The 21,049-nt window shown below is 26.9% G+C and carries 16 protein-coding genes and 1 pseudogene; 15 read left to right on the top strand and 2 right to left on the bottom strand.

From position 1 onward, the window contains the following. The first annotated feature begins 41 nt into the window (after positions 1-41). The 5 genes from lexA to CLSA_RS11450 all read left to right on the top strand — a co-directional run bounded on the left by lexA (position 42) and on the right by CLSA_RS11450 (position 5,874). The gene (lexA, locus tag CLSA_RS11470) at positions 42-1,571 is read left to right on the top strand and encodes a transcriptional repressor LexA (RefSeq protein WP_022746498.1); all 1,530 of its coding nucleotides are present in this window, start codon (positions 42-44) and stop codon (positions 1,569-1,571) included. Positions 1,572-1,798: 227 nt separating this feature from the next. After that, a complete protein-coding gene (locus CLSA_RS11465) occupies positions 1,799-2,815 on the top strand; it encodes a hypothetical protein (protein ID WP_022746497.1) in 1,017 nt (338 codons plus the stop codon). A 242-nt stretch (positions 2,816-3,057) separates the two neighbouring features. Continuing rightward, positions 3,058-3,489: a hypothetical protein gene (locus CLSA_RS11460; protein ID WP_022746496.1), complete on the top strand. Its 432-nt coding sequence runs from the start codon at positions 3,058-3,060 to the stop codon at positions 3,487-3,489. 2 nt (positions 3,490-3,491) lie between these two features. Next, positions 3,492-4,499 carry a type II toxin-antitoxin system antitoxin SocA domain-containing protein gene (locus CLSA_RS11455; protein ID WP_022746495.1) on the top strand — a complete coding sequence of 336 codons (1,008 nt, stop codon included), beginning with the start codon at positions 3,492-3,494 and terminating at the stop codon, positions 4,497-4,499. A 175-nt stretch (positions 4,500-4,674) separates the two neighbouring features. Further along, positions 4,675-5,874: an Mbeg1-like protein gene (locus CLSA_RS11450; RefSeq protein ID WP_022746494.1), complete on the top strand. Its 1,200-nt coding sequence runs from the start codon at positions 4,675-4,677 to the stop codon at positions 5,872-5,874. Between the two features lie 326 nt (positions 5,875-6,200). Here CLSA_RS11450 and CLSA_RS11445 read toward each other — a convergent pair. Further along, a pseudogene (locus CLSA_RS11445) lies at positions 6,201-7,658 on the bottom strand (IS1182 family transposase). 491 nt (positions 7,659-8,149) lie between these two features. Here CLSA_RS11445 and CLSA_RS11440 point away from each other — a divergent pair. Together CLSA_RS11440 and CLSA_RS11435 are read left to right on the top strand one after the other, a co-directional pair. Further along, entirely contained in the window at positions 8,150-8,779 is a 630-nt protein-coding gene (locus tag CLSA_RS11440) for a histidine phosphatase family protein (RefSeq protein ID WP_022746491.1), read from the top strand. A 516-nt stretch (positions 8,780-9,295) separates the two neighbouring features. After that, positions 9,296-10,396 (top strand): N-acetylmuramoyl-L-alanine amidase family protein, encoded by a 1,101-nt coding sequence (locus CLSA_RS11435; protein ID WP_022746490.1) that lies wholly within the window; start codon positions 9,296-9,298, stop codon positions 10,394-10,396. 156 nt (positions 10,397-10,552) lie between these two features. Here the strand turns inward: CLSA_RS11435 and CLSA_RS11430 are convergent, their stop codons facing one another. Next, entirely contained in the window at positions 10,553-11,662 is a 1,110-nt protein-coding gene (locus tag CLSA_RS11430) for a DEAD/DEAH box helicase (RefSeq protein ID WP_041716252.1), read from the bottom strand. Between the two features lie 372 nt (positions 11,663-12,034). On the opposite strand from CLSA_RS11430, the gene CLSA_RS11425 reads away from it, so the two are divergent. The 8 genes from CLSA_RS11425 to trpA all read left to right on the top strand — a co-directional run bounded on the left by CLSA_RS11425 (position 12,035) and on the right by trpA (position 20,586). Further along, positions 12,035-12,463, top strand: coding sequence for an RrF2 family transcriptional regulator (locus CLSA_RS11425; protein WP_041716251.1), 429 nt, complete (start codon positions 12,035-12,037; stop codon positions 12,461-12,463). 1,402 nt (positions 12,464-13,865) lie between these two features. Next, complete coding sequence (gene trpE, locus CLSA_RS11420; RefSeq protein ID WP_041716250.1) at positions 13,866-15,257, top strand: anthranilate synthase component I; 1,392 nt, start codon at positions 13,866-13,868, stop codon at positions 15,255-15,257. Next, positions 15,254-15,841 carry an anthranilate synthase component II gene (locus tag CLSA_RS11415; protein ID WP_022746486.1) on the top strand — a complete coding sequence of 196 codons (588 nt, stop codon included), beginning with the start codon at positions 15,254-15,256 and terminating at the stop codon, positions 15,839-15,841. Before trpE ends, CLSA_RS11415 begins: the two co-directional genes overlap by 4 nt. A gap of 43 nt (positions 15,842-15,884) precedes the next feature. Continuing rightward, complete coding sequence (trpD, locus tag CLSA_RS11410) at positions 15,885-16,898, top strand: anthranilate phosphoribosyltransferase (RefSeq protein WP_022746485.1); 1,014 nt, start codon at positions 15,885-15,887, stop codon at positions 16,896-16,898. A gap of 102 nt (positions 16,899-17,000) precedes the next feature. Further along, complete coding sequence (gene trpC, locus CLSA_RS11405) at positions 17,001-17,816, top strand: indole-3-glycerol phosphate synthase TrpC (RefSeq protein WP_022746484.1); 816 nt, start codon at positions 17,001-17,003, stop codon at positions 17,814-17,816. 39 nt (positions 17,817-17,855) lie between these two features. Continuing rightward, positions 17,856-18,545 carry a phosphoribosylanthranilate isomerase gene (locus CLSA_RS11400; protein WP_041716249.1) on the top strand — a complete coding sequence of 230 codons (690 nt, stop codon included), beginning with the start codon at positions 17,856-17,858 and terminating at the stop codon, positions 18,543-18,545. An 89-nt stretch (positions 18,546-18,634) separates the two neighbouring features. Then, positions 18,635-19,810 carry a tryptophan synthase subunit beta gene (gene trpB / locus CLSA_RS11395; protein WP_022746482.1) on the top strand — a complete coding sequence of 392 codons (1,176 nt, stop codon included), beginning with the start codon at positions 18,635-18,637 and terminating at the stop codon, positions 19,808-19,810. After that, positions 19,810-20,586: a tryptophan synthase subunit alpha gene (gene trpA, locus CLSA_RS11390; protein WP_022746481.1), complete on the top strand. Its 777-nt coding sequence runs from the start codon at positions 19,810-19,812 to the stop codon at positions 20,584-20,586. The genes trpB and trpA overlap by 1 nt, the downstream gene beginning before the upstream one ends. Positions 20,587-21,049: the final 463 nt, after the last annotated feature.

Raw genomic sequence — 21,049 nt, 5'->3', positions numbered from 1 at the left:
GTAAAATATAATAAAAATAGCAATGGTAAAGAGGGATTAAGATGCAATTTAGTGCAGAACAAATAAGAATTATTAAGAGTAAACCAAATGGTCATAGATTGATTAAAGGAGCAGAGGGAACTGGAAAGACTACTGTGGCAACTAATAAAATTCCAGGATTGCTTAAGCATTATTGTATTGATAAAACTGATAGAGTTTTAATGGTTACTTATAATGAACAAGCTTTGAATTATGTATCTTATATATATGATAATATAGAACAAGATAAATATATTCAAAGTAGTTTTTTTGATGAAGATAATAGCTACAAATTAGAGATTAAAACAATAGATAGTTTAATTATTTGCTATTTTAATGATTATAAAAAATCGCATAATTTAAAATTAGAAATTGCATCTAATATTGAATGTGAAAATATACTTATATCTGCTATAAAGATAGTAGGCAAACAATATAAGAAATTAAAGTTTTTAAATAATGAATATTTTAATTTTATTCAAGAAGAAATTAATTGGATTAAATCTTGTAATTATACTAATTGTGAAGAGTATCAAATTGCACGAAGGTCAGGAAAAATTAACAATATAGAGAATGGCAAAGTTATAAAACTTAGAAGAAATTCTAAGCAAAAAGAAGCAATATATGAAGTTTTTAAGGAATATAACAATAGATTAAGAGAGAGTAATATTGTTGATTCACAAGATGTAATACTTTTAGCATTGTACGAAGCCAATAAAAAGAATTGTAAGAAATATACTCATATTTTAGTAGATGACAGTCAAGCTTTAACAAAAATTCAATTACAATTTTTGAAAGCTATATATAACCCCAAAATATATTCTAGTATTACATTTATAATAGATACGGATGCAAATAAATATCCCAAAGGCTATCTTACAAGAAAAAAAGCTTTTATGAGTTTAGGATTTAATATGAAAGGAAAATCTAATTCTTTAAAGAAAATATATAATAAGTGTGATTTATTGAATACAAATACTTGTTATACTATTAAAAAAGAAAATAAAATAAATAATTATAGAAAGGAACAAGATGATTCAAAAAAATCTTACATGTTAGATACTACTAAGTATATTGATTTGAAAAGAAACGTTTCATATGAATTTATAAGGGATTCTTCAAGTAATAATGAGATTTACATAGAAGAAGATGGAGAAGAAAAAAAGATAGAAGATTTAAGCTATATACCAGTATACAATGAAATTGCAGCAGGAAATCCTATTTTAATAAATGATTTACTTGCTGATAATTATTTGTTGCCAAAATCATGGATAAGGGGATCTTCCAATATTTTTATGCTTAAAATTAAAGGAGATTCAATGATTAATAAGAATATTAATGATGGAGATTATGTGTTAATAAATAAACAAAATTTTGCAAGTATTGGGGATATAGTAGCGGTTGATATTGAAGGAGAAGCAACTTTAAAGACATATAAGATTAAGGATAATAAGATATCATTAATGCCTGAAAATGATAAATATGAGCCTATTATATTAGATGAAAATGAATTCGATATAATTGGAATTGCAGTTGGATTAATTAAAAATTAAATTCATTAGTCTAATATTAATATTTTTTATTTATGTTATATAAGTTCTAAAAAATATTGTTCATCAAACTTGAATTTCTACTTTTATAAATATTCAATTAGTAATCTTACTAAAGCTTTATTAATTAGAACTTATATAATTGGGATATTAAATTAATTTTTAAAATTGAAGTATTGATGAAATTTCAAATACAAATTTAATTATGAGGTGATGATGTGGGATTACATATGAAAAGGAGCTTTATAATTTCTAAAGATACAAAGTTGAATTTAGGTTCTAAAGGTGTAGGAATAGATTTTGGAGAAATGGGACTTGAATATGCACTAAGTTCTATTAAAATAAAAAATGATAACAATTTTAATAGAAAAAAATTAAGTAAACTGAATATTATCAATAATGAACAAGAAACTGGAGAGTTAAATAAGGAATTGAATGTTGATACGTATAATAAATTGTTAAAATTAATTGTAACTGTACATAAGAGAGGACAAGAAATTATTGAATGGCAAAAAATTAACTCTACAGAACCACCATATGATTTTTCAACTGTAGGACCAAATGAACAAAATGCTATTAACAAATATGAAGAATTCAAAGAAACATTTTTAGAAAAAATTATTAAATCCTTAGCCAAAAAGAAAAAAAATCGTTTATTTAATATGATTCAAGAAGCTAAAAAAATGGATAAAGAAATTTATTTACAATGGGAAAATTTAAATATGCTATCAAAGAAAGTAATAGAAGGGGATATTGATGCGTATTTTCAAGTCATTGATGAGATGAATTCATTTAATGAATTGTTGAGTTATGGAAGTGAATTTGAAGTTGGGACTAATGATGGTAGTGCTATAGAAGTAGAGTTTAGAGTAAAATCTTCTAATGTAATACCAATTAACGGTCCATACAAAAATGGAAAACCATGTGGTGAGCGCATGAGTAAAAGAAAATATTATGATTTAGTACAAGAATATGCTTGCAGTGGAGCAATAAGAATTGCACGAGATATTATGGCACTTATACCAGTAGAAAAAGTTGTTGTACATGCAGTTGATACCGTTAAAGATGATGAAACTAACGAAAATTATGATATTACTATTTTATCAGTAGTTTTTGATAAAGAAACATTTGATACATTAAAGTTTGATACTATTGACCCATCTCTAGCACTTAGAAATTTTTTGTGTAATATGAAGCAACAAAAAACAACTGGTTTAGAACCTGTAAGTAGAATAATTTATTATTAAATGTTAGCTTTTAATAATAATTTTATATAAAGATAACATAGCACAATTAAAAGGCGTATTTTGCATCAAGTATCGAATATATAAAGGGCAAGATAGGCTTTTTAATTTGATACATTTATATTATAATATGAACGTTAATTGAAGTATATGTTCTAAGTATGTAGAATTGACAGCGTAACTTGAAAATGATACGCTTTTATTGAGTTATTTGAAAGATAGCTTATTAAGGTGGTGAAAATAGAATGTTAATAAAAGATTACACTGAAGATCAAATTAAAGGCTTAATTAAAATAATTAAAGATTGTGTTTGCGATGCGCGATATACAATATCTTTAGATGATAACAAAATTGAGAATCTTCAGTTCATTGAGGAATATAATATAAATGAAAATAAGCGTATAGATATTTTATATAATATAGAATATACGGATTTTTGTTATGGACTTAAAAATATGAAAGATGGCATATTAAAGAATGATCTTTATGTATTCTGTCCTAAAAGGGAACTTTATAATATACAAGGAAAAAAGGAATTAATAGATATATACCTTAAATTTTCTATAATACGTAATGAATGTGAAGAATACAAAGTTATAGTATCTTTACATAAAAGAAATAAGCCGATTACATATATTTTTAGACATGGCACTCAAAAGTTAGAAAAGGAGGGCTAAATGTGGATGAATTAGTATTGTGTGAATATTGTGAATGTGAACAAAAATATAAATTAAACATAGTGAAAAAAACATCTATTTTAAAAGACGAAGAAATTAGTTACATGGGCAACGAAGCTGTTTGTAAAAATTGCGGTAATGAAATTTTTATTTCTCATATCTGTTCTGAAAATTTAAAATCATTATATGAAGAATATAGAAAAAAGAACAATATTATAAAAGTAAATCAAATTAATGATATTATAATAAGGTATTGTATTAGTGAAGAATGTTTAAATTTATTATTAGGATGGGAAGAAGCTACAATTTTGAGATATTTAGACGGCGATATGCCTACTCATAATCATTCTGACCTTTTAAAAAAAATATATGAATATCCAAGGTATTATTTAACTATATTACAGAGCAATAAGGATAGAATAAAGATTATAGATTATTACAAAAGTATGAAGAGTGTTAAAATATTTTTAGATAATTGTATTGTAGAAGAAAAAATTGATAGTGTAATAAAATATTGTTTAGAAAGATGTGAAGACATTACATTAAATTCTCTTCAAAAGCTTTTATATTATGTACAAGCAGTCTATTATATGTTTACAGATGAATTTTTATTCAATGAAGATTGTAGAGCTTCCCTAGAGGGGCCAGCTTATAAAAGTGTTCATGAACGATATGAAAGATTTGGTTTTTATGAAGTTAATGAACAATTAATGAATAAGAAAAAATTAGTTTTAAATGATTATGAAAAAAACATAGTTGAAAGTGTAATTAAATTTTATAGTTGCTATAGTGGAAAAATATTGAAACAAATGGCGCAAAATGAATCTCCATGGATTTTGTCAAGACCTAGGAATATTGATACGAATGTTTATGCTAATAAAGATTTTAAGATAATAAAAAAGAATGTAATTGGGCAGTATTTTAAAGCTATAAAACAAAAATATGATATGGAAAATTTAGTGGATTTAGATAGGTATGTTAAGGATTCATTTAGTAAAGTATCAATGTAAAAATAAAATACGTAATTTTATATTAGGCACGTGAAAATAAATAACAAGTCAAATTTGTTATTTATTTAAATGTGCCTTAAGAGACTATGTTATTATAAAGAATAAAATAACATAGTCTCTTTTTAAAGCAAGTTGAATATTTTATTAAGGAGATAAATAAATTTGAGAGGATAAAATGAGCAGGTTAAACAATGATGAACTTGTACTTTTAGATAATTTAATATACTTAGATTGGGATGCTGATGAAAATGAAGAATTAAAAGATCTTATTGATAATCTTTTGGAAGATGGTGAACTTGATAGAATTATAAATAAAACAAAAAATTGTTTGGTTAGTATGTGTAAAAACGAATGGATAAAGATATTAAAACAGATACAAAATAAACCTAATTTGCAAGATCTTAAAATCATAGATTTAGTGAATCATAAGAGCGGAATGAGAGTTGCGTGCTTTGTGGATAGTCAAGATAATTGTACAGTTGTTTTTAGAGGAACAGCAACGTCTAAAGAATGGGATGATAATGGTCAAGGGGCTTATGAATATGATACTACAGAACAAAAATATGCTTTGAGTTATATTAATAGTCTCAATTTCGATAAGATTGTTGTAACTGGACATTCCAAGGGAGGTAATAAAGCTCAATATGTAACAATTTTATCTCCTAAAGTACTTAATTGTGTATCAGTCAATGGACAAGGATTTTCCAATGAATTTATAAATAAATACAAAGATAATATTGAAAAGAATAAAAATAAGATTGTAGCTATAAATTCTAAATATGATTATGTAAATTGTCTTTTTAATGGGATAGCAGGAGAAATCCATTATATTAAAACTAAATTTCAAGTTAATCCACTATTTTATCATAAGGCTAATATACTTTTAGATGATAATGGTGATTTAAGGCAAGAGAGTAATAGGGGAATATTCTCCAAAATAATAAATGATTTTTCTACTTCAATTATTTCGGATTTGCCTGAAGATATTAGGAATTTAACAATAGATGGCATAATAAGTGCTATAGAATTTGTTTTATGTCATGATAAAAACAATGATAAATTAATAAAGATAGGGGGGAGTATTTTAATTATGCTAACTTATGGTAAATACTTTAAGTACAAAGAGGCATTTGCTTTAAGTTATGTTATTTTACAAATTTTAATGTTACCTCTATTATTATGGGGAGATTTTATAGATATAGAGGAAACGCATTCCGTGGAATTACTTAATGAAGTAATTAGAAAAATATCAAATGCAGGAGATAAAATAGTAAATAAAATCAATATCATAGATAATAAATTTAGTCCAATGTCAAATACAGTATCAAATGCTATTAATACTTTGATAAATAAACTTAAAGCTCAAGAAATTTAAAATATATAGATATCCAAACTATAAATGAGGCCACTGAAAAAGTCCCAATATTTTTTGTACAAATCATTTGGCAAAATAAGTAAGGTGTCAGAAGGCCTTCTAATAGCCTTGTAACAACTTTTTAGATATAAATGACCTGAAAAAATATACATATATATCTAAATTAGTAATATTTTTTAGTTTTTCAGTGACCTCGTTTTTAAAGAAGCCACTGAAAAACTATCGTTTTTTAGTAGAAACTTTTAAAATATTCAAAAATAGTATTAACAAAATTCAAATTGATTTTATTAATACTATTTTTTGAGTATTTTAGTTATTTAGGGGGCTTATTTTCCCCCAATTAGTTTTATTATTCTTTTCAAATTGACAGCAAATATTGCGACGGCACCTTGCAATTGCATGCCAACTAGACCTGAAGATGATGCAACATCATACCCATGTCTGTATTTTAACTCACTATTCTTTGCTTCGATTTTATAGCGTTCTTTAGATTTTTCTTTAAAGTATTCACTTTTTTCAAAATCCATCTGCGCTTTATGTACATCACTTTTTATTGTTACGGTATAAGTTTTGCTTTTTGAGCACTCTTTATAGCATCCTTCCTTGTAAGAGCAATATTTACATTTATCTATATCAAAATAATATGAAACAGCTTTATTTAAGTTTTTATTTTTTCTAATTTGATTTACTTTACGAAAGGCCATGTGGCCAGCTTTACACACATACATTCCAGCATCTTTATTAAATTCAAACTCATCTTCTTTTCTTCTATGTCCCTGCGTTACAGCAGTGTTAAGATTTGAAACAAGTTGTATATCATTCTCATTTGCAAATTCAATATTTCCCTTTTCAGAATATGCAGCATCTCCAATAATAGTATCAATTTTAAAACCTGAGTCCATAGTTTTATTTATTAGTGCCTTTAATTCTTTTCCATCGCTTTTTTCACCAGTTGTTATAGCTGCAGCAGTAATAATTCTTTCTTCGCTCATTGCTATATGTGTTTTATATCCAAAAAATGATGAGTCTGCTGTTTTATGCCCTATTTTAGCATCCGCATCGGACGAAATATTAAGACGCTCAATATCATCATCTAAAGTTTCAGACAGTAAATTTAATTTTTCTTTAACCTTTGGAAATGAAGCCAAAAGTTCATTGCTTTCTATTGCTTTAATTAATTTTTGGCAATAAACAATTTCTTCTTCTAATTTATCAACTGTGTTTTTTACTGGAAATATATCTTTCATTGTCTCATCTATTTCATAAACTGATTTTCTTAACTTTTTAGAACGTTCTTGTAATATTTCGCGAGGTGATTTTTGATTATAACGAGCCTTAGTATGCGTAGCGTCAACAATAACTGATTTTGATTTTATGATTCCTTTTTCTAATGCAACTGTTACAGTTTTATTTATTAGCATGTCTAAAAGATTTAGGTCTTTTAGTCTAAGCTTACGGAACTTTGTTAATGAGCTTGCATCAATAACATCATCTTCAGGTGCCATATCAAGAAAATATTTGAATGACATATCATATTTAGAGCGCTCAACAATATCTATATCTGATAAATCAAATATAGTTTTTAACAAAAGATATTTAAACATACGTGTCGGAGCGATAGCATTTCTTCCATTATCTAAACAATACTTGTCCAAAAGTTAGTCATAAATAAATGAAAAATCAATTAATTCATTTATTTTTCTTAATAAATTATCCTTAGGAACTACTATGTCATATATACCTGAATACGGACTTAAAATCATAGTTTGTTGTTGCTTAATCAATAAAAACACCTACTTACATTTAATACTATAATTATATCATAAAAGCCATGAAATATTAGTAGCAACATTTCATGGCTAATTCATAATAAAAGGACTTTTTCAGTGGCTTCGTTTTTAAATTGGATATCTATATAATTATTAAAAAATATCCATGGCAACTTTGGAATTATTCTTTATTTTCATATGTCTAAAAATTACATTTAAATATAAAAGGATGTTCAAAAATACGAAATTAGTGCAATATATTGTATTTAAAATTTATTTTGATACAGTTCTTTTGATTTGAAATGCAAAACCATAAAATTATAGCAAAAAATATGATACAATAATTAAGAACTTGCAATTAAATGGGAAATTAAGATACATGAAAATAAATAATAAGTCCAATTTGCTGTGGATATTTTTCATCATGCAATGAGGTTAATTGCAATCATAACAGGTAACTAAATGGACTCGTCATTTTTTGAATGTGTCTAAGAAAGAGGGTACATATGAAAACTACAATATTATTAATTAGGCATGGAGAAACTGAGTGGAATATATTAGGAAAATTTCAAGGATGTACAGATATAGCTTTATCAGAAGAAGGAATAAAGCAGGCTAAATTATTGAGAGATAGACTTAAAGGAGACTTTGATTTCCTATATGCTAGTCCACTTATAAGAGCTTTAGAAACAGCGAGAATTATATCAGAAGAAACTAAGAAAAAGGTAATGATTGCACAAGATATTAGAGAAATAAATTTTGGAGAATGGGAAGGCTTGACTATTAAAGAGATATCTGAAAAATATCCAGAAATATTTAAGTGTTGGAGAAGTGATAAGTTGGAAGGTAAGTTTTGTGGTGGAGATGCAAGTATACAAAACGCCTCAAATAGAGCTAAAGAATGTATTTTGAATATAGTCAAAGAACATAAAGGAGAAAAAGTAGCAATAGTTGCTCATGGAGGAATAATTAAAGCTGCGCTTATAGGTATATTTGGATGGGATATGACTATGTATCATAAAATGGCATTGGGTAATACTTGCATAAATACAATAACATTCGATATTCATTTAAAACCAGTTTTATTAGGTTTAAATGATACTAACCATTTAAATTATAGTGCAAAGACTGTATAAATTTAGATGGTGAAATTAAATTAATCAATATGGTTAAATAGGTTTAATCTAAAAAGTATCAATAGTGTGAAATTAGTCTTATAATATGAAAAAGAGAATTTAATATTAATAACATTAAAGATAGAGTAGTGCGTTTATATCGTACTGCTCTTTAATTTTGCATAAAAACATCGTATACATTATTAATTTTTATAGTTTATATTTGTATATAAATAAGATGATTAAACTTTTTAATATCATCTAATATCAAGAAAATTAATTTCGTGTTCTTACTATAATTTTATTATTTTAATTGCTCGGAAATTTATAATTTGTAAGAATTTTGTGAGTTTATAATTAACTTAATAAAAATAGTTTGATTCATTACTATTTTCTTACAATATATGGTAAAATAGTAATGTGAAATATTTGGTGAAGTGTTAATCTTTAAAAATTTATTAATCATATTATTATATAATAATTTATTATCAGTTTAGTACCATTTTTTGATAAATGATTATAAAGGGGGGGATGATAGTGAAAGAGGTAAATATAAGTAAAATAGTTGCTTTAACACTTTTATCTATGACAATATTAACCAGCATTATGATAACTGGATGTGCTTCTTCACAAGAAACCTTTAATCCAGATGGAATTCAACTAAAAACACAGAATAGTGATAATAATTCCAAAGAGGATAATGTTGTAGAAGATAAAAATACTGAAAATTCAAAAGAGGGTAGTAATAATGCTGTTGAATGGAAATTAATAAATGATACTTGGTATTGTTATGATAACTATGGATCAAAAGAAATAGGATGGATAAAAGATAATGGTAAATGGTTTTATATGGATCCATATTGTGATGGTGCAATGGTAAAGGGGTGGATTCTTCTTAATAATAATAGGTATTATACAAATTCAGATGGAGCTATGGAAACTGGCTTTGTGAGGATTGATGATGTGACATATTATTTTTCATCAAACGGAGTTATGCAGAATATTTCTACTATTGGTAAACCAGAATGGAAAGTAGATAAGAATGATATTTTATTTGAGTACAGTTTATTAAGATATGGTAATTATATAGTATCAACACAAGTTTATGATAGTAATGATAAACAAATAAGAACAGGTAATTGGAATTATAAAAAAACAGTTGAAGAAGAATCAAAGCAGTTTGTATCAATTTCAGCAAGATTAGGTGAAATGAAAAGTGGAGATTATATTATAGCTAATATAGTTCCAGATAATGATCTTACTTTAAATTCAAAATCAGAAAAAATGACGGTTATTGAGAATGCTGCTATGAATATAGATGTATCAAAATTCGAAATATCTGGGTATGAAAATGAAGAGGATAAGGAATATTGTGATTTTACATTAACATCAAATGATAGGTTTAAAGATGGTATTTATGTAATATATGGACAAGACTCGAAGGATTCTAATAATACTTTTATTGGGACATCATATTGCAACGGGAACACAAATACTATAGATTTTAAAAAAGTTACTTCAAAATTTATAGATGGAGAGGTATCAAATTTTAAACTTGCTAGAATTTATGATACCAAAATTGATGAAAATCTTAGCGGTACATGTAAAATCCAAGTTAGTGATAAATTTACTCGATAAAATAGGATATAATAAAAACGATGCATAAATATGAAAATAGACCTTATTGTTGCATCGTTTTTATTATATACAGTTTTTTAACATTTAAAAGAGCTTAGCACCTATAAACATGTAGAATTAAATTTTTATAAGTGTTAAGAAGTATAAGTAAATTTGTTATAGTTCAACAATTCTTCTTGGAATTTTAAAACCAATCTCATCTTCAATTTCTTCCAATGCTTTTTTGTTTTTGGGATCGATGAACATACAAGTATAGCCGCTTTCTCCAGCTCTTCCTGTTCTACCAATTCTATGAATGTAACTTTCAGTACTTTCAGGTATGTCATAGTTATAAATGTGAGTTATTCCACTTATATCTAGTCCACGAGCAGCTACATCTGTAGCGATTAAATATTGAATATCGGCATTTCTAAAACATTTCATTATTCGTTCTCTTTTATTTTGTGGAATACCACTATGTATTTTTACACAATTATATTTACGATTATGCATAATGGCTTCTAAATCATCAACCCTTCTTTTTGTTCTACAGAAGATTATCGCCATAAAAGGATTATCTTCATCCAATACTTTGCATAAAGACTCTCTTTTATTTCTATCAGTTGTTTCGACTACATTTTGCTTTATTGCACTTAATGTAACTTCATCTTTTTGTATAGATACAATTGATGGATCTTTCATATATCTATAAGCTAACTTTTTAACAGCTGAATCCATTGTAGCTGAGAAGCAAAGCATTTGTTTTTTCTTAGGCATTTCCTTCATTATAGTTTCAACTTCATTTTTAAAGCCCATAAACAACATTTGATCAGCTTCATCTAAAACAAAAGTTTTTAAATCACCTAATTCAATTGTTTTTCGTTCTAAATGATCTATAAGTCTTCCAGGAGTTGCTATTATCAAATGAATATTGTTATTTAATTTTTTTATTTGAGATGATATGTCACGTCCTCCATAAGCAGCTAGGATATTAAAATCCTTTAATTCTTTAAATTTATTAGCTTGATCTGTTATTTGAATTGCAAGTTCTCTAGTTGGAGTTAATATTAGAGCTTGAACTTTATTTGATTTAGGATTTATATTTTCAAGTATAGGAAGTAAAAATGCAAGAGTTTTACCAGTACCTGTTTGAGCTTCTGCTATAACATCTTTTCCTTGTTTTATAAAATTCATACTTTCTTTTTGTATAGGTGTTGGTTCAGTAATTCCCAATTTACTCAATATATTTACTATATCTGAACTAAGTCCTAATTCTTTAAAATCCATAATTTTCATACCTTTCTTATTGTGCATATTAATGATTAAGTTACTATTTTAATCAAGCACTAACTTCTATAATATAATTACTCATTCAAGATTGTCAATCACTAAATGTATTTAGAAACTATTTATTTTTAGTGTGCCTATATTATAAAAAATAATTTAAATATTTAAACAAAGTGAATTAAAAAAGTAATTACATTATTTTATTTCAGTATATAATGATGTATCTCAATAAATTGGGAGAAGCATGTATTATTAAAATTAGGTATAGTATTATTGATTTTATAAAAAACTATTAATATAATTAAATAGTAAGGCATATTTTAAAAAAGTAGTTTTATGCCTAAACTAGAAAGGTATGGATATGGTGGTTTTATGAAAATTTCAACAAAAGGTAGATATGGATTAAGAGCTTTAATAGATATATGTTTATATTCTTCAGACGAGATGGTTACAGTTAAAAGTATTTCAGAAAGAGAAAGTATATCGGAGCGATATCTAGAGCAAATTTTTTCATCGCTTAGAAAGGGCGGGATAATTAATGCTAAAAAAGGTGCTCAAGGCGGATATTATTTGGCAAAGTCTTCAAGAGAGTTTTCTATTGGACAGATTTTAAGTGTTTTAGAAGGAGATTTACTTTTAATTGATGTAGAGCATGATGAAAATGAGATAGAAAATTTTATGTGCGATCATCTTTGGAATGTGATAAATACCAAAATACAGAATTTCTTTAATTCAATAACATTAGAAGATTTGGTAGAAGATTATAAGAATAGTGGTAAGGATGATATGTATTATATATAAATAATTATAATTACATCTTATACAAGAAAGTACTATATAGTTTTAAATTTTATTAGAGCTAATGTAAAAATGAGGCATTTTTTTATTGTTAACTAATTTATCTATGAGATTTGACTTGTAAGGATTGAGAGATTTGTACAGTTTTTATAAACAAATAAGGACAAGCAAGGATGTAACAATTTTTACTTGGGAAATATATTATTAGATAATTATAACGACATTATAAAAAATGTCCATTTTTTATGCAAAAAATAATTAAGCATAAGATATTATGATACATTTAACGACGAGTATATTTTTATATAGATAAAGTTTTAATGAATAGTAATCAAATACAGTGATAAATTAATTTAAGGAAAGAGTGTTAAATTAACATCTCATGAAAAGGCAAGATTATTTACAAATTTTATATTTGAATAACCATTAGTAAGTGCAGAAAATGTTATGTTAATATATATATAATTTTATAAAATATAAATTTCTTTTAGTATGCTTTTTTATAAATGGTTATTATATATAATAATTATTATGTAAAGTAAAGTATGCCGAAAAACATAATCTAAAATGTATCAATGATTCATTAGATAGAAAAAATATATAGAATAAATAAAAGGTAGATGATGTGAGAAAAATAATTTATTTATTGTGAATACTAGTATAATCAGTTATTTTAATCTTTTTTTGTACTATACAATGGAATATATCGGAATATTTGTCTAAAAAATTATAAAAAACGCTTGTAAAAATTAGTGAAACATGTTATAGTTTTATCAAGTTAAAAATATATTTTTTAAATAAAGCCAGTGATAAGAATAGTAGATAATACAGCTTAGTGTAAAGAGAGTTCGGAGATTTGGTGAGATTCGAGTACTGTAGGTATTATTGAATGGGTCTTTGAGGTGACATTTTGAAGTTTATAAAGTAGGAATGTACGGGGAGTCAGCCGTTAAAATGACAGGATATAAGATAATTAATTTAGATTATAAATATTTTTAAATTATCCGTATCTGATAAAGTATATACATTAGGTGGTATAGCGAAATTTTGGTATTTCGTCCTGGTAAGGATGAAGTACTTTTTTATTATACTAATTTAAATTTAATATTATTTAGTTGATAACAATATAGTAATTTAATCAAAATAAAATTTAAAAGATGATTATAATTTATTATTTGACAAAGGCTAAATTAATATTAATTATATTTATGAATTAGTATAATAATAAGTTCAAATGCCTATTATGTATTAAAATTTGGGTGGCACCACGAGTCACTTCGTCCCAATTTAATTGGAATGAAGTGGCTTTTTTTATTGTATAAAAGATAAAAAAATGGTTAATGTAAAATTTAATTTAAGGTGTATACATAAAAAGCAATTAAGTATACCAAAAGGGGGAAAAATCATGATAAATATTTCAAGAGAAGATTTTCAAGAAAAAAAGAATGATAAAGCTGTATTTTCTTTGATTAGTGAATTTAGAGGAGATGAAATCACACCTATAAGGCTATTTGACGGCTTTAAAGGAAAGAGAAAATTTATCTTCGAAAGTGGAACCAAAGAAAATTATTTTGGCAGATATTCATTTATGGGAGAAAATCCTTATAAAGAAATTGATGGAAATGGCCAAGAAGAGCTTGATGAAGTTAAAAAGGAAATTAGAATAGAATTTGATAAGAATACCAATCCTTTTTCATTTAAAGGTGGTGCAATTGGATACATGGGATATGAGTCTATAGGATTATATGAAAAAAAATTAAATTTTAAAAATCCAGATGAATTAAATTTTCCAATAATAAGATTCAATTTTTACAATAGATATATTTGTTATGATCATTTTACTCATAAGGTATATGTTATAGATAATATTTTAAAAGATGATGATAGAAAATATGATGAAGTAATTAGTTCTCAAAAAGAATATATTAATTCCTTATTGTATAAGGTAACTTTAACAGAAGAAAGTGAAGAAAAAAGTGATGTTAGCTTTAAATTTCACACTTCTAGAGAAAATTTTATAGAAAATGTAAAGAAGGCAAGAGAGCATATATTAGCTGGAGATATTTTTCAAATAGTATTATCTCAAAGAATGACTTGTGAAACTAATAAATCTTATTTGGAGATTTATAGAAGACTTAGAGAAGAAAATCCATCACCATATATGTACCTTATTGACTATGATACCTATCAAATTATTGGTTCATCACCAGAAAGTTTGGTATCAGTAAGAAATGGTAAAGTTATTACAAATCCTATAGCTGGTACAAGAAAAAGAGGTGAAACTCCAGAAATTGATAGTGATTTAGAAAAAGAATTAATGGAAGATAAAAAAGAGCTTGCTGAACATGTTATGCTTGTGGATCTTGGAAGAAATGATATTGGTAAGGTTAGTAAAATTGGAACTGTAAATGTTAATGAGTTTATGAAAGTTGAAAAATTCTCTCATGTAATGCATATTACTACAAAAGTTGTTGGAGATATTGAAGATGACAAGGACGGTTTTGATGCATTAGCTGCTTGTTTACCTGCTGGAACAGTATCGGGTGCTCCTAAAATAAGAGCAATGGAAATAATTGAAGAATTGGAAGATTGTAAAAGAGGAATCTATTCTGGTGCTGTTGGATATTTTTCATATGGAGGGGACATGGATATGGCTATTGCTATAAGAACTCTTTTATTAAAAGATAAAACAGCAATATTGCAAGCTGGTGCAGGAATTGTATATGATTCAGTACCTGAAAAAGAATTTGATGAAATACAAAATAAGCTAATGGTATTGAAGGAGGTACTAAGATGATAGTTTTAATTGATAATTATGATTCATTTACTTTTAATTTATATCAATATTTAAGTGAATTTGCAGAAACAAGAGTATATAGAAATGATGAAATAAGTGTAGAAGAATTAGAAAAATTAAATCCTAAAGGTATAGTTATATCACCTGGTCCAGGAATTCCTGAAGATGCTGGAATATCTATAGATGTTATAAAGAAATTAGGACATAAAATACCTATCTTAGGTATTTGTCTTGGCCATCAAAGCATAGCAGTAGCTTATGGTGGAAAGGTAGTAAGAGCAAATGAAATATTCCATGGTAAGACATCAAAGATTCAAGTTAAAGGTAAAGACATTTTTGAAGGAATTCCTAGAAAATTAGATGTTATGAGATATCATTCATTGATCGTCGAAAATGCTTCAGTACCAAATTGCTTGGAGGTAATAGGAGCAACTGTAGAGGATAATGATATTATGGCAATTAAGCATAAAGAATATAACGTTTTTGGATTTCAATTTCATCCAGAATCTATATATACACCTAAGGGAAAGCATATGATAGGAAACTTTGTAATTAACATTTGTGATGATAGCACAAGCAATTAATTTAAAAATAAATAAGCAATTAAAGTTTAAGGGGGAGTTTATCATGAAAATAGAGGAAGCAATAAAGAAAATAACATTAAAAGAAGATTTAACAGAAGGCGAAATAAGAGATGTTATAAATCAAATTATGAGAAACGAAGCTACTTCTTCTCAAATTGGAGGATTTTTAATCGGACTAAGAGTAAAAGGGGAAACAAGTGAAGAAATGTTAGGTGCGGTTAAAGCACTTAGAGACAACTTAATACCTGTTAAAATAGAAAATTCAAAGAATTTAATAGATACTTGTGGTACTGGTGGAGATGGAGGAAAAACATTTAATATTTCTACAGCAGTAGCAATTGTTGCAGCGAGCGGTGGAGCTAAAGTTGCAAAACACGGAAATCGTGCAGTTTCAAGTAAAAGCGGAAGTGCTGATGTTTTAAGTGAACTAAAAATAAAGGTAGATTATGATAAAAATGAGAGTAAGAGAATAATAGAAGAAAAAGGAATGGCATTTTTATTTGCACCTAAATATAATGGGGCAATGAAAAATGTAGCTATTGAAAGAAAAGAATTAGCTACAAGAACAATTTTCAATTTAATAGGACCACTTTCAAATCCAGCACCACTTACAGGACAACTTATGGGAATCTATGATGGCAATATTATTGAAAATGTAGGAAAAGTATTATTAAATCTAGGGCTTGAAAGAGCAATGGTAGTTCATGGTGATGATGGATTAGATGAGATAACAACAACAACTAGCACAAGTGTATGTGAAATTAATGATGGAAAAGTTAAATTATATAAATTGAATCCAGAAGAGTTGGGGATTGAAAAAGCAAAATTAGAAGACATACAAGGTGGAACACCTAAAGAAAATGCAGAAATTATAGTAGACGTGCTAAAAGGTAAAAAAGGTCCTAAGCGAGATATAGTTATTTTGAATAGTGGAGCAGCACTTTATGTTGCTAAAATAAGTGATACATTGCAAGAAGGAATTAATAAAGCCAAGGAACTAATCGATAGTGGAATTGCTTATAGAAAATATGAAGAGTTAGTTGAAGCAGAAATTTAAAATTTTATAACTTGTAAGGCATATTCAAATAAATAGCAAGTCCATTTGATATTTTCGCGTACCTAAATATACAGAAAGAACAAATATAAAAGAGGTGATACTATGATTCTAGATCAGATTTTAGAAATAAAAAAAGAAAAAGTTAATTTAAGAAAAAAAGAAATTCCTATAGAAGAATTAAGAAAGCAAGCTATGCAGAAGGTAAAATACGATAGGGAAATTAAAGGCGAAAATTTTGAAAATCCGTTTAAAGCTGCATTAAAAAAAGAAGGATTATCTGTGATAGGAGAATTCAAGAAAGCTTCTCCTTCAAAAGGGATAATTGTACAAGATTTTAATTTAAAAGAAATTTTTCATTATTATAATTTTTTAGGTGTAGATGCATTTTCAATTTTAACTGAAGAAGATTTCTTTTTAGGATGTGATGATTATCTTAAGCAAATTAGGAAGATTTCACACACACCAATACTTAGAAAAGATTTTGTTTTAGATTTTTATCAAATTTATGAAGCTAAACTTTTAGGAGCTGATGGAATATTATTAATTGCAAGTGTCTTAAAAGATTCTCTTGGTAAGTTTTATGAAGAAGCAAAAAAATATGATTTGCAGCCTTTGGTTGAAATTCATAATAAGGAAGAACTTGAATTAGCTTTAAAATATGATTGTGAGATAATAGGAATTAATAATAGGAATTTAAAAACTTTTAAAGTTTCTTTGGAAACTACTAAAGAACTTATAGATTTGATTCCAAATGATAAGATTTCTATAGCTGAAAGTGGAATAATGAGCATAACAGATTTTGAAAAAATGAAAGAACTTGGAGCCGATGGCGTTCTAGTTGGTGAGTTATTCATGAGAAATATTGATAATAAGGAATTTAAAGAAGCATATAAACAATTTAGAAATCAATCGATATAAAAAGGAATATATTTGAGTGAAATTTATGGAGTAATAGATATGATTAAAATCAAAATTTGTGGGATAACTAATAAAAAAGAAATTGAATATGTAAATATATTAAAGCCTGATTATATTGGATTGGTGTTTACACAAAGCAAAAGAAAAGTTAATAATGAAATGGCAGTTGGATTATTAAATGAATTAAATTCAGATATTAAAAGTGTTGGAGTATTTAGGGATAATTCAATAAAAGAAATATTGAAAGTTATTTCTGAAGTTAGATTAGATATTATTCAATTACATGGGAAAGAAGATTTGGCGTTTATAAGAGAACTAAGAAAAAATCTAAAGCAAGAGGTAAAAATATGGAAAGCATTATCAATCACTAATAATGATGAGATCGAAAAATATGTTAATAAAGACAAAATAAATGAAGATTATATAGAAAGTTTTTTGATTGATGGAGCTAATCCAGGAAGTGGAGAAAGTTATTCATTAGAAGATTTTAAATTAAGTATTAATAACAAAAGCAATGAAATGACTTTAAATTTAGATTCAAAAAGAAATAAATTTTTCTTAGCAGGTGGAATAAACGAGAAAAATGTTTTAGAGAGAATAGAAGAAGTAAATCCTATGGGCATTGATGTTTCATCTGGAGTTGAAATTATAGATGAAGATGGACAGCGTATTAAGTCCTTTGAAAAAATGAAAATATTAATTGACAAAGTAAGGAATATTCAAGAATAAGTGTTTAGAAATACTGAAAATAATAGTTAGAATTGCTATAAAAAAATTATTTTATAACATTAAGATATAACAGAAAGGTTGATAAAACAATGAATGGTAGATTTAATGAATTTGGGGGACAATATGTTCCTGAAACTGTAATGAATGCTTTGATTGAGCTTGAAGAAGCTTATGAAAGAGTTAAAGATGATAAAGAATTTATGGAAGAATATATGTATTATTTAAAGTATTATACAGGAAGACCAAGTCCACTTTATTACGCTGAAAATATGACTAAGGATTTAGGCGGAGCAAAGATCTATTTGAAGAGAGAAGATTTAAATCATACAGGTGCTCATAAGATTAACAATGCTTTGGGTCAAATCCTTTTAGCTAAAAGGATGGGGAAAAAGAAAGTAATAGCTGAAACAGGTGCAGGACAACATGGTGTGGCAACTGCTACAATAGCAGCAAAGTTTGGAATGGAATGTAAAGTATTCATGGGTGAGGAAGATATAAAAAGACAAGCTATGAACGTTAAGAAGATGGAACTTCTTGGAACAGAAGTAGTTCCTGTCTTAAATGGAGTAAGAACTTTAAATGATGCTGTAACTGAAGCAATAAGATACTGGGCTGCAAATGTAGAAGATACATTTTACGTTTTAGGAACAGCAGCTGGTCCCCATCCATATCCAACTATGGTTAGAAATTTTCAAAGAGTTATAGGAGATGAAGCAAAAAAACAAATCTTAGAACTTGAAGGTAGACTTCCAGATTATATTTTAGCGCCAGTTGGTGGTGGTAGTAATGCAATCGGAATATTTTATCCATTTATTAAGGATAAGGAAGTTGCTCTTATTGGAGTTGAAGCAGCAGGTAAAGGTATTGAAACAGGTGAACATGCAGCAACTATTACAAAAAGAGAAAAAGGAATTTTACATGGAATGTTAAGTTATGTACTTCAAGATAATGATGGAGGAGTACTTGAAGCTTATTCTATATCAGCAGGTCTTGATTATCCAGGAGTTGGACCTGAACATGCATATTTAGCAAATACTAATAGAGCTCAGTATGTAGGCATAACAGATGATGAAGCTGTAATGGATGGATTTATGTATCTAACAAAAATTGAAGGAATAGTACCAGCACTTGAATCATCACATGCAGTAGCTCAAGCTAAAAAGTTAGCACCAACATTAGGAAGCGATAAAATTATAATTGTAAATATTTCAGGGAGAGGAGATAAAGATATGGATGCTGTGCTTACATATCTAGGTGAAAAATAATGAATAGAATAGATTTATCATTTAATAAAGTAAAAGAAAGTAATGGGAAAGCTCTTATACCTTTTGTAACATGTGGAGCAGATTTTACAATTGAAGAAACTGCTGATTTAGTAATTGAATTAGAAAAGAACAATGCAACTGTAGTTGAAATTGGTGTACCTTTTAGAGATCCTCTTGCAGATGGTCCAGTAATACAAAATGCATATACAAAAGCTCTTATTAATGGAACAAAGGTAAAAGATGTATTTAGATGTGTAGAATTAATAAGAGAAAAGTCAGAAATTCCTATTGTACTAATGGTTTATTTTAATGTTATATACTTTAAGGGATTAGAAAACTTTATAAAAGATGCAGCAAAAAGTGGAGTTGATGGTCTTATAGTTCCAGATGTTCCCCTTGAAGAAAGAGGAGAAATTGATAAAGTTTGCGAAGCTAATGGAATTTATTTAATTCCATTAGTTGCTAGAACATCAAGAGATAGAATAGCAGCTATAACTAAAGATGCAAAAGGTTTTGTATATTGTGTATCTACAAATGGAACAACAGGTGAAAGAAATACTTTAGATAGTGGAACTCATGAATACTTAAATGAAGTTAGAAAAATTGTAAATATACCAATGTGCATTGGCTTTGGAATATCATCAAAAGAAGTTGTAAAAGAAGTAAAAGACTACTGTGATGGGGTTATTGTAGGTAGTGCAATAGTTAAAAGAATGGCAGAAGGTAAACAGGCTGTAATTGATTTTGTTAAAGATTTAAAAGAGGGATTTAAATAGAATTTATTAGTAAATAGCAATAAGCAATAAATTTTAAGGGGAAGATTAATATTTAAACTATTATGCAGATAGGCCAAGCTCAATATATTTTGTTGAAAATATGATAAGAAGCTTAGGTGAAGCTGAGATTTATTTAAAGAGGGAAGAGCTAAATAACAATAATAAAATATATTAAAACCTGTGATGAGAATAGTAGATAATAAAACGTAGTATAAAGGGAGTTCGAAAGTATAGTGAGATTCGAATACTATAGATATTATTGAATGGGTGTTTGAGGTGATATTTTGAAATGTTTAAGAGTAGAAATGTACGGGAAGTCAGCCGTTAAAATGACAGATATTAAAGTGCAAAATAAAAAGTATTTTTATTTTGCAAAGTTTATATTAAAATTTGGGTGGTAGAACGAGTCACTTCGTCTCAAAATTTGAGGATGAAGTGGCTTGTTTTATTTAATCTATTATAT

Source organism: Clostridium saccharobutylicum DSM 13864, assembly GCF_000473995.1.
Classification (GTDB): domain Bacteria; phylum Bacillota; class Clostridia; order Clostridiales; family Clostridiaceae; genus Clostridium; species Clostridium saccharobutylicum.
Note: the sequence above shows the minus strand (reverse complement) of the source record. Positions and strands in the feature narration are given on the sequence as shown.

Coding starts and splice junctions, on each gene's coding strand:
- lexA (WP_022746498.1), top strand. CDS start 42: ATGCAATTTAGTGCAGAACAAATAAGAATTATTAAGAGTAAACCAAAT.
- CLSA_RS11465 (WP_022746497.1), top strand. CDS start 1,799: ATGAAAAGGAGCTTTATAATTTCTAAAGATACAAAGTTGAATTTAGGT.
- CLSA_RS11460 (WP_022746496.1), top strand. CDS start 3,058: ATGTTAATAAAAGATTACACTGAAGATCAAATTAAAGGCTTAATTAAA.
- CLSA_RS11450 (WP_022746494.1), top strand. CDS start 4,675: ATGAGCAGGTTAAACAATGATGAACTTGTACTTTTAGATAATTTAATA.
- CLSA_RS11440 (WP_022746491.1), top strand. CDS start 8,150: ATGAAAACTACAATATTATTAATTAGGCATGGAGAAACTGAGTGGAAT.
- CLSA_RS11430 (WP_041716252.1), bottom strand. CDS start 11,662: ATGGATTTTAAAGAATTAGGACTTAGTTCAGATATAGTAAATATATTG.
- CLSA_RS11425 (WP_041716251.1), top strand. CDS start 12,035: ATGAAAATTTCAACAAAAGGTAGATATGGATTAAGAGCTTTAATAGAT.
- trpE (WP_041716250.1), top strand. CDS start 13,866: ATGATAAATATTTCAAGAGAAGATTTTCAAGAAAAAAAGAATGATAAA.
- CLSA_RS11415 (WP_022746486.1), top strand. CDS start 15,254: ATGATAGTTTTAATTGATAATTATGATTCATTTACTTTTAATTTATAT.
- trpD (WP_022746485.1), top strand. CDS start 15,885: ATGAAAATAGAGGAAGCAATAAAGAAAATAACATTAAAAGAAGATTTA.
- trpC (WP_022746484.1), top strand. CDS start 17,001: ATGATTCTAGATCAGATTTTAGAAATAAAAAAAGAAAAAGTTAATTTA.
- CLSA_RS11400 (WP_041716249.1), top strand. CDS start 17,856: ATGATTAAAATCAAAATTTGTGGGATAACTAATAAAAAAGAAATTGAA.
- trpB (WP_022746482.1), top strand. CDS start 18,635: ATGAATGGTAGATTTAATGAATTTGGGGGACAATATGTTCCTGAAACT.
- trpA (WP_022746481.1), top strand. CDS start 19,810: ATGAATAGAATAGATTTATCATTTAATAAAGTAAAAGAAAGTAATGGG.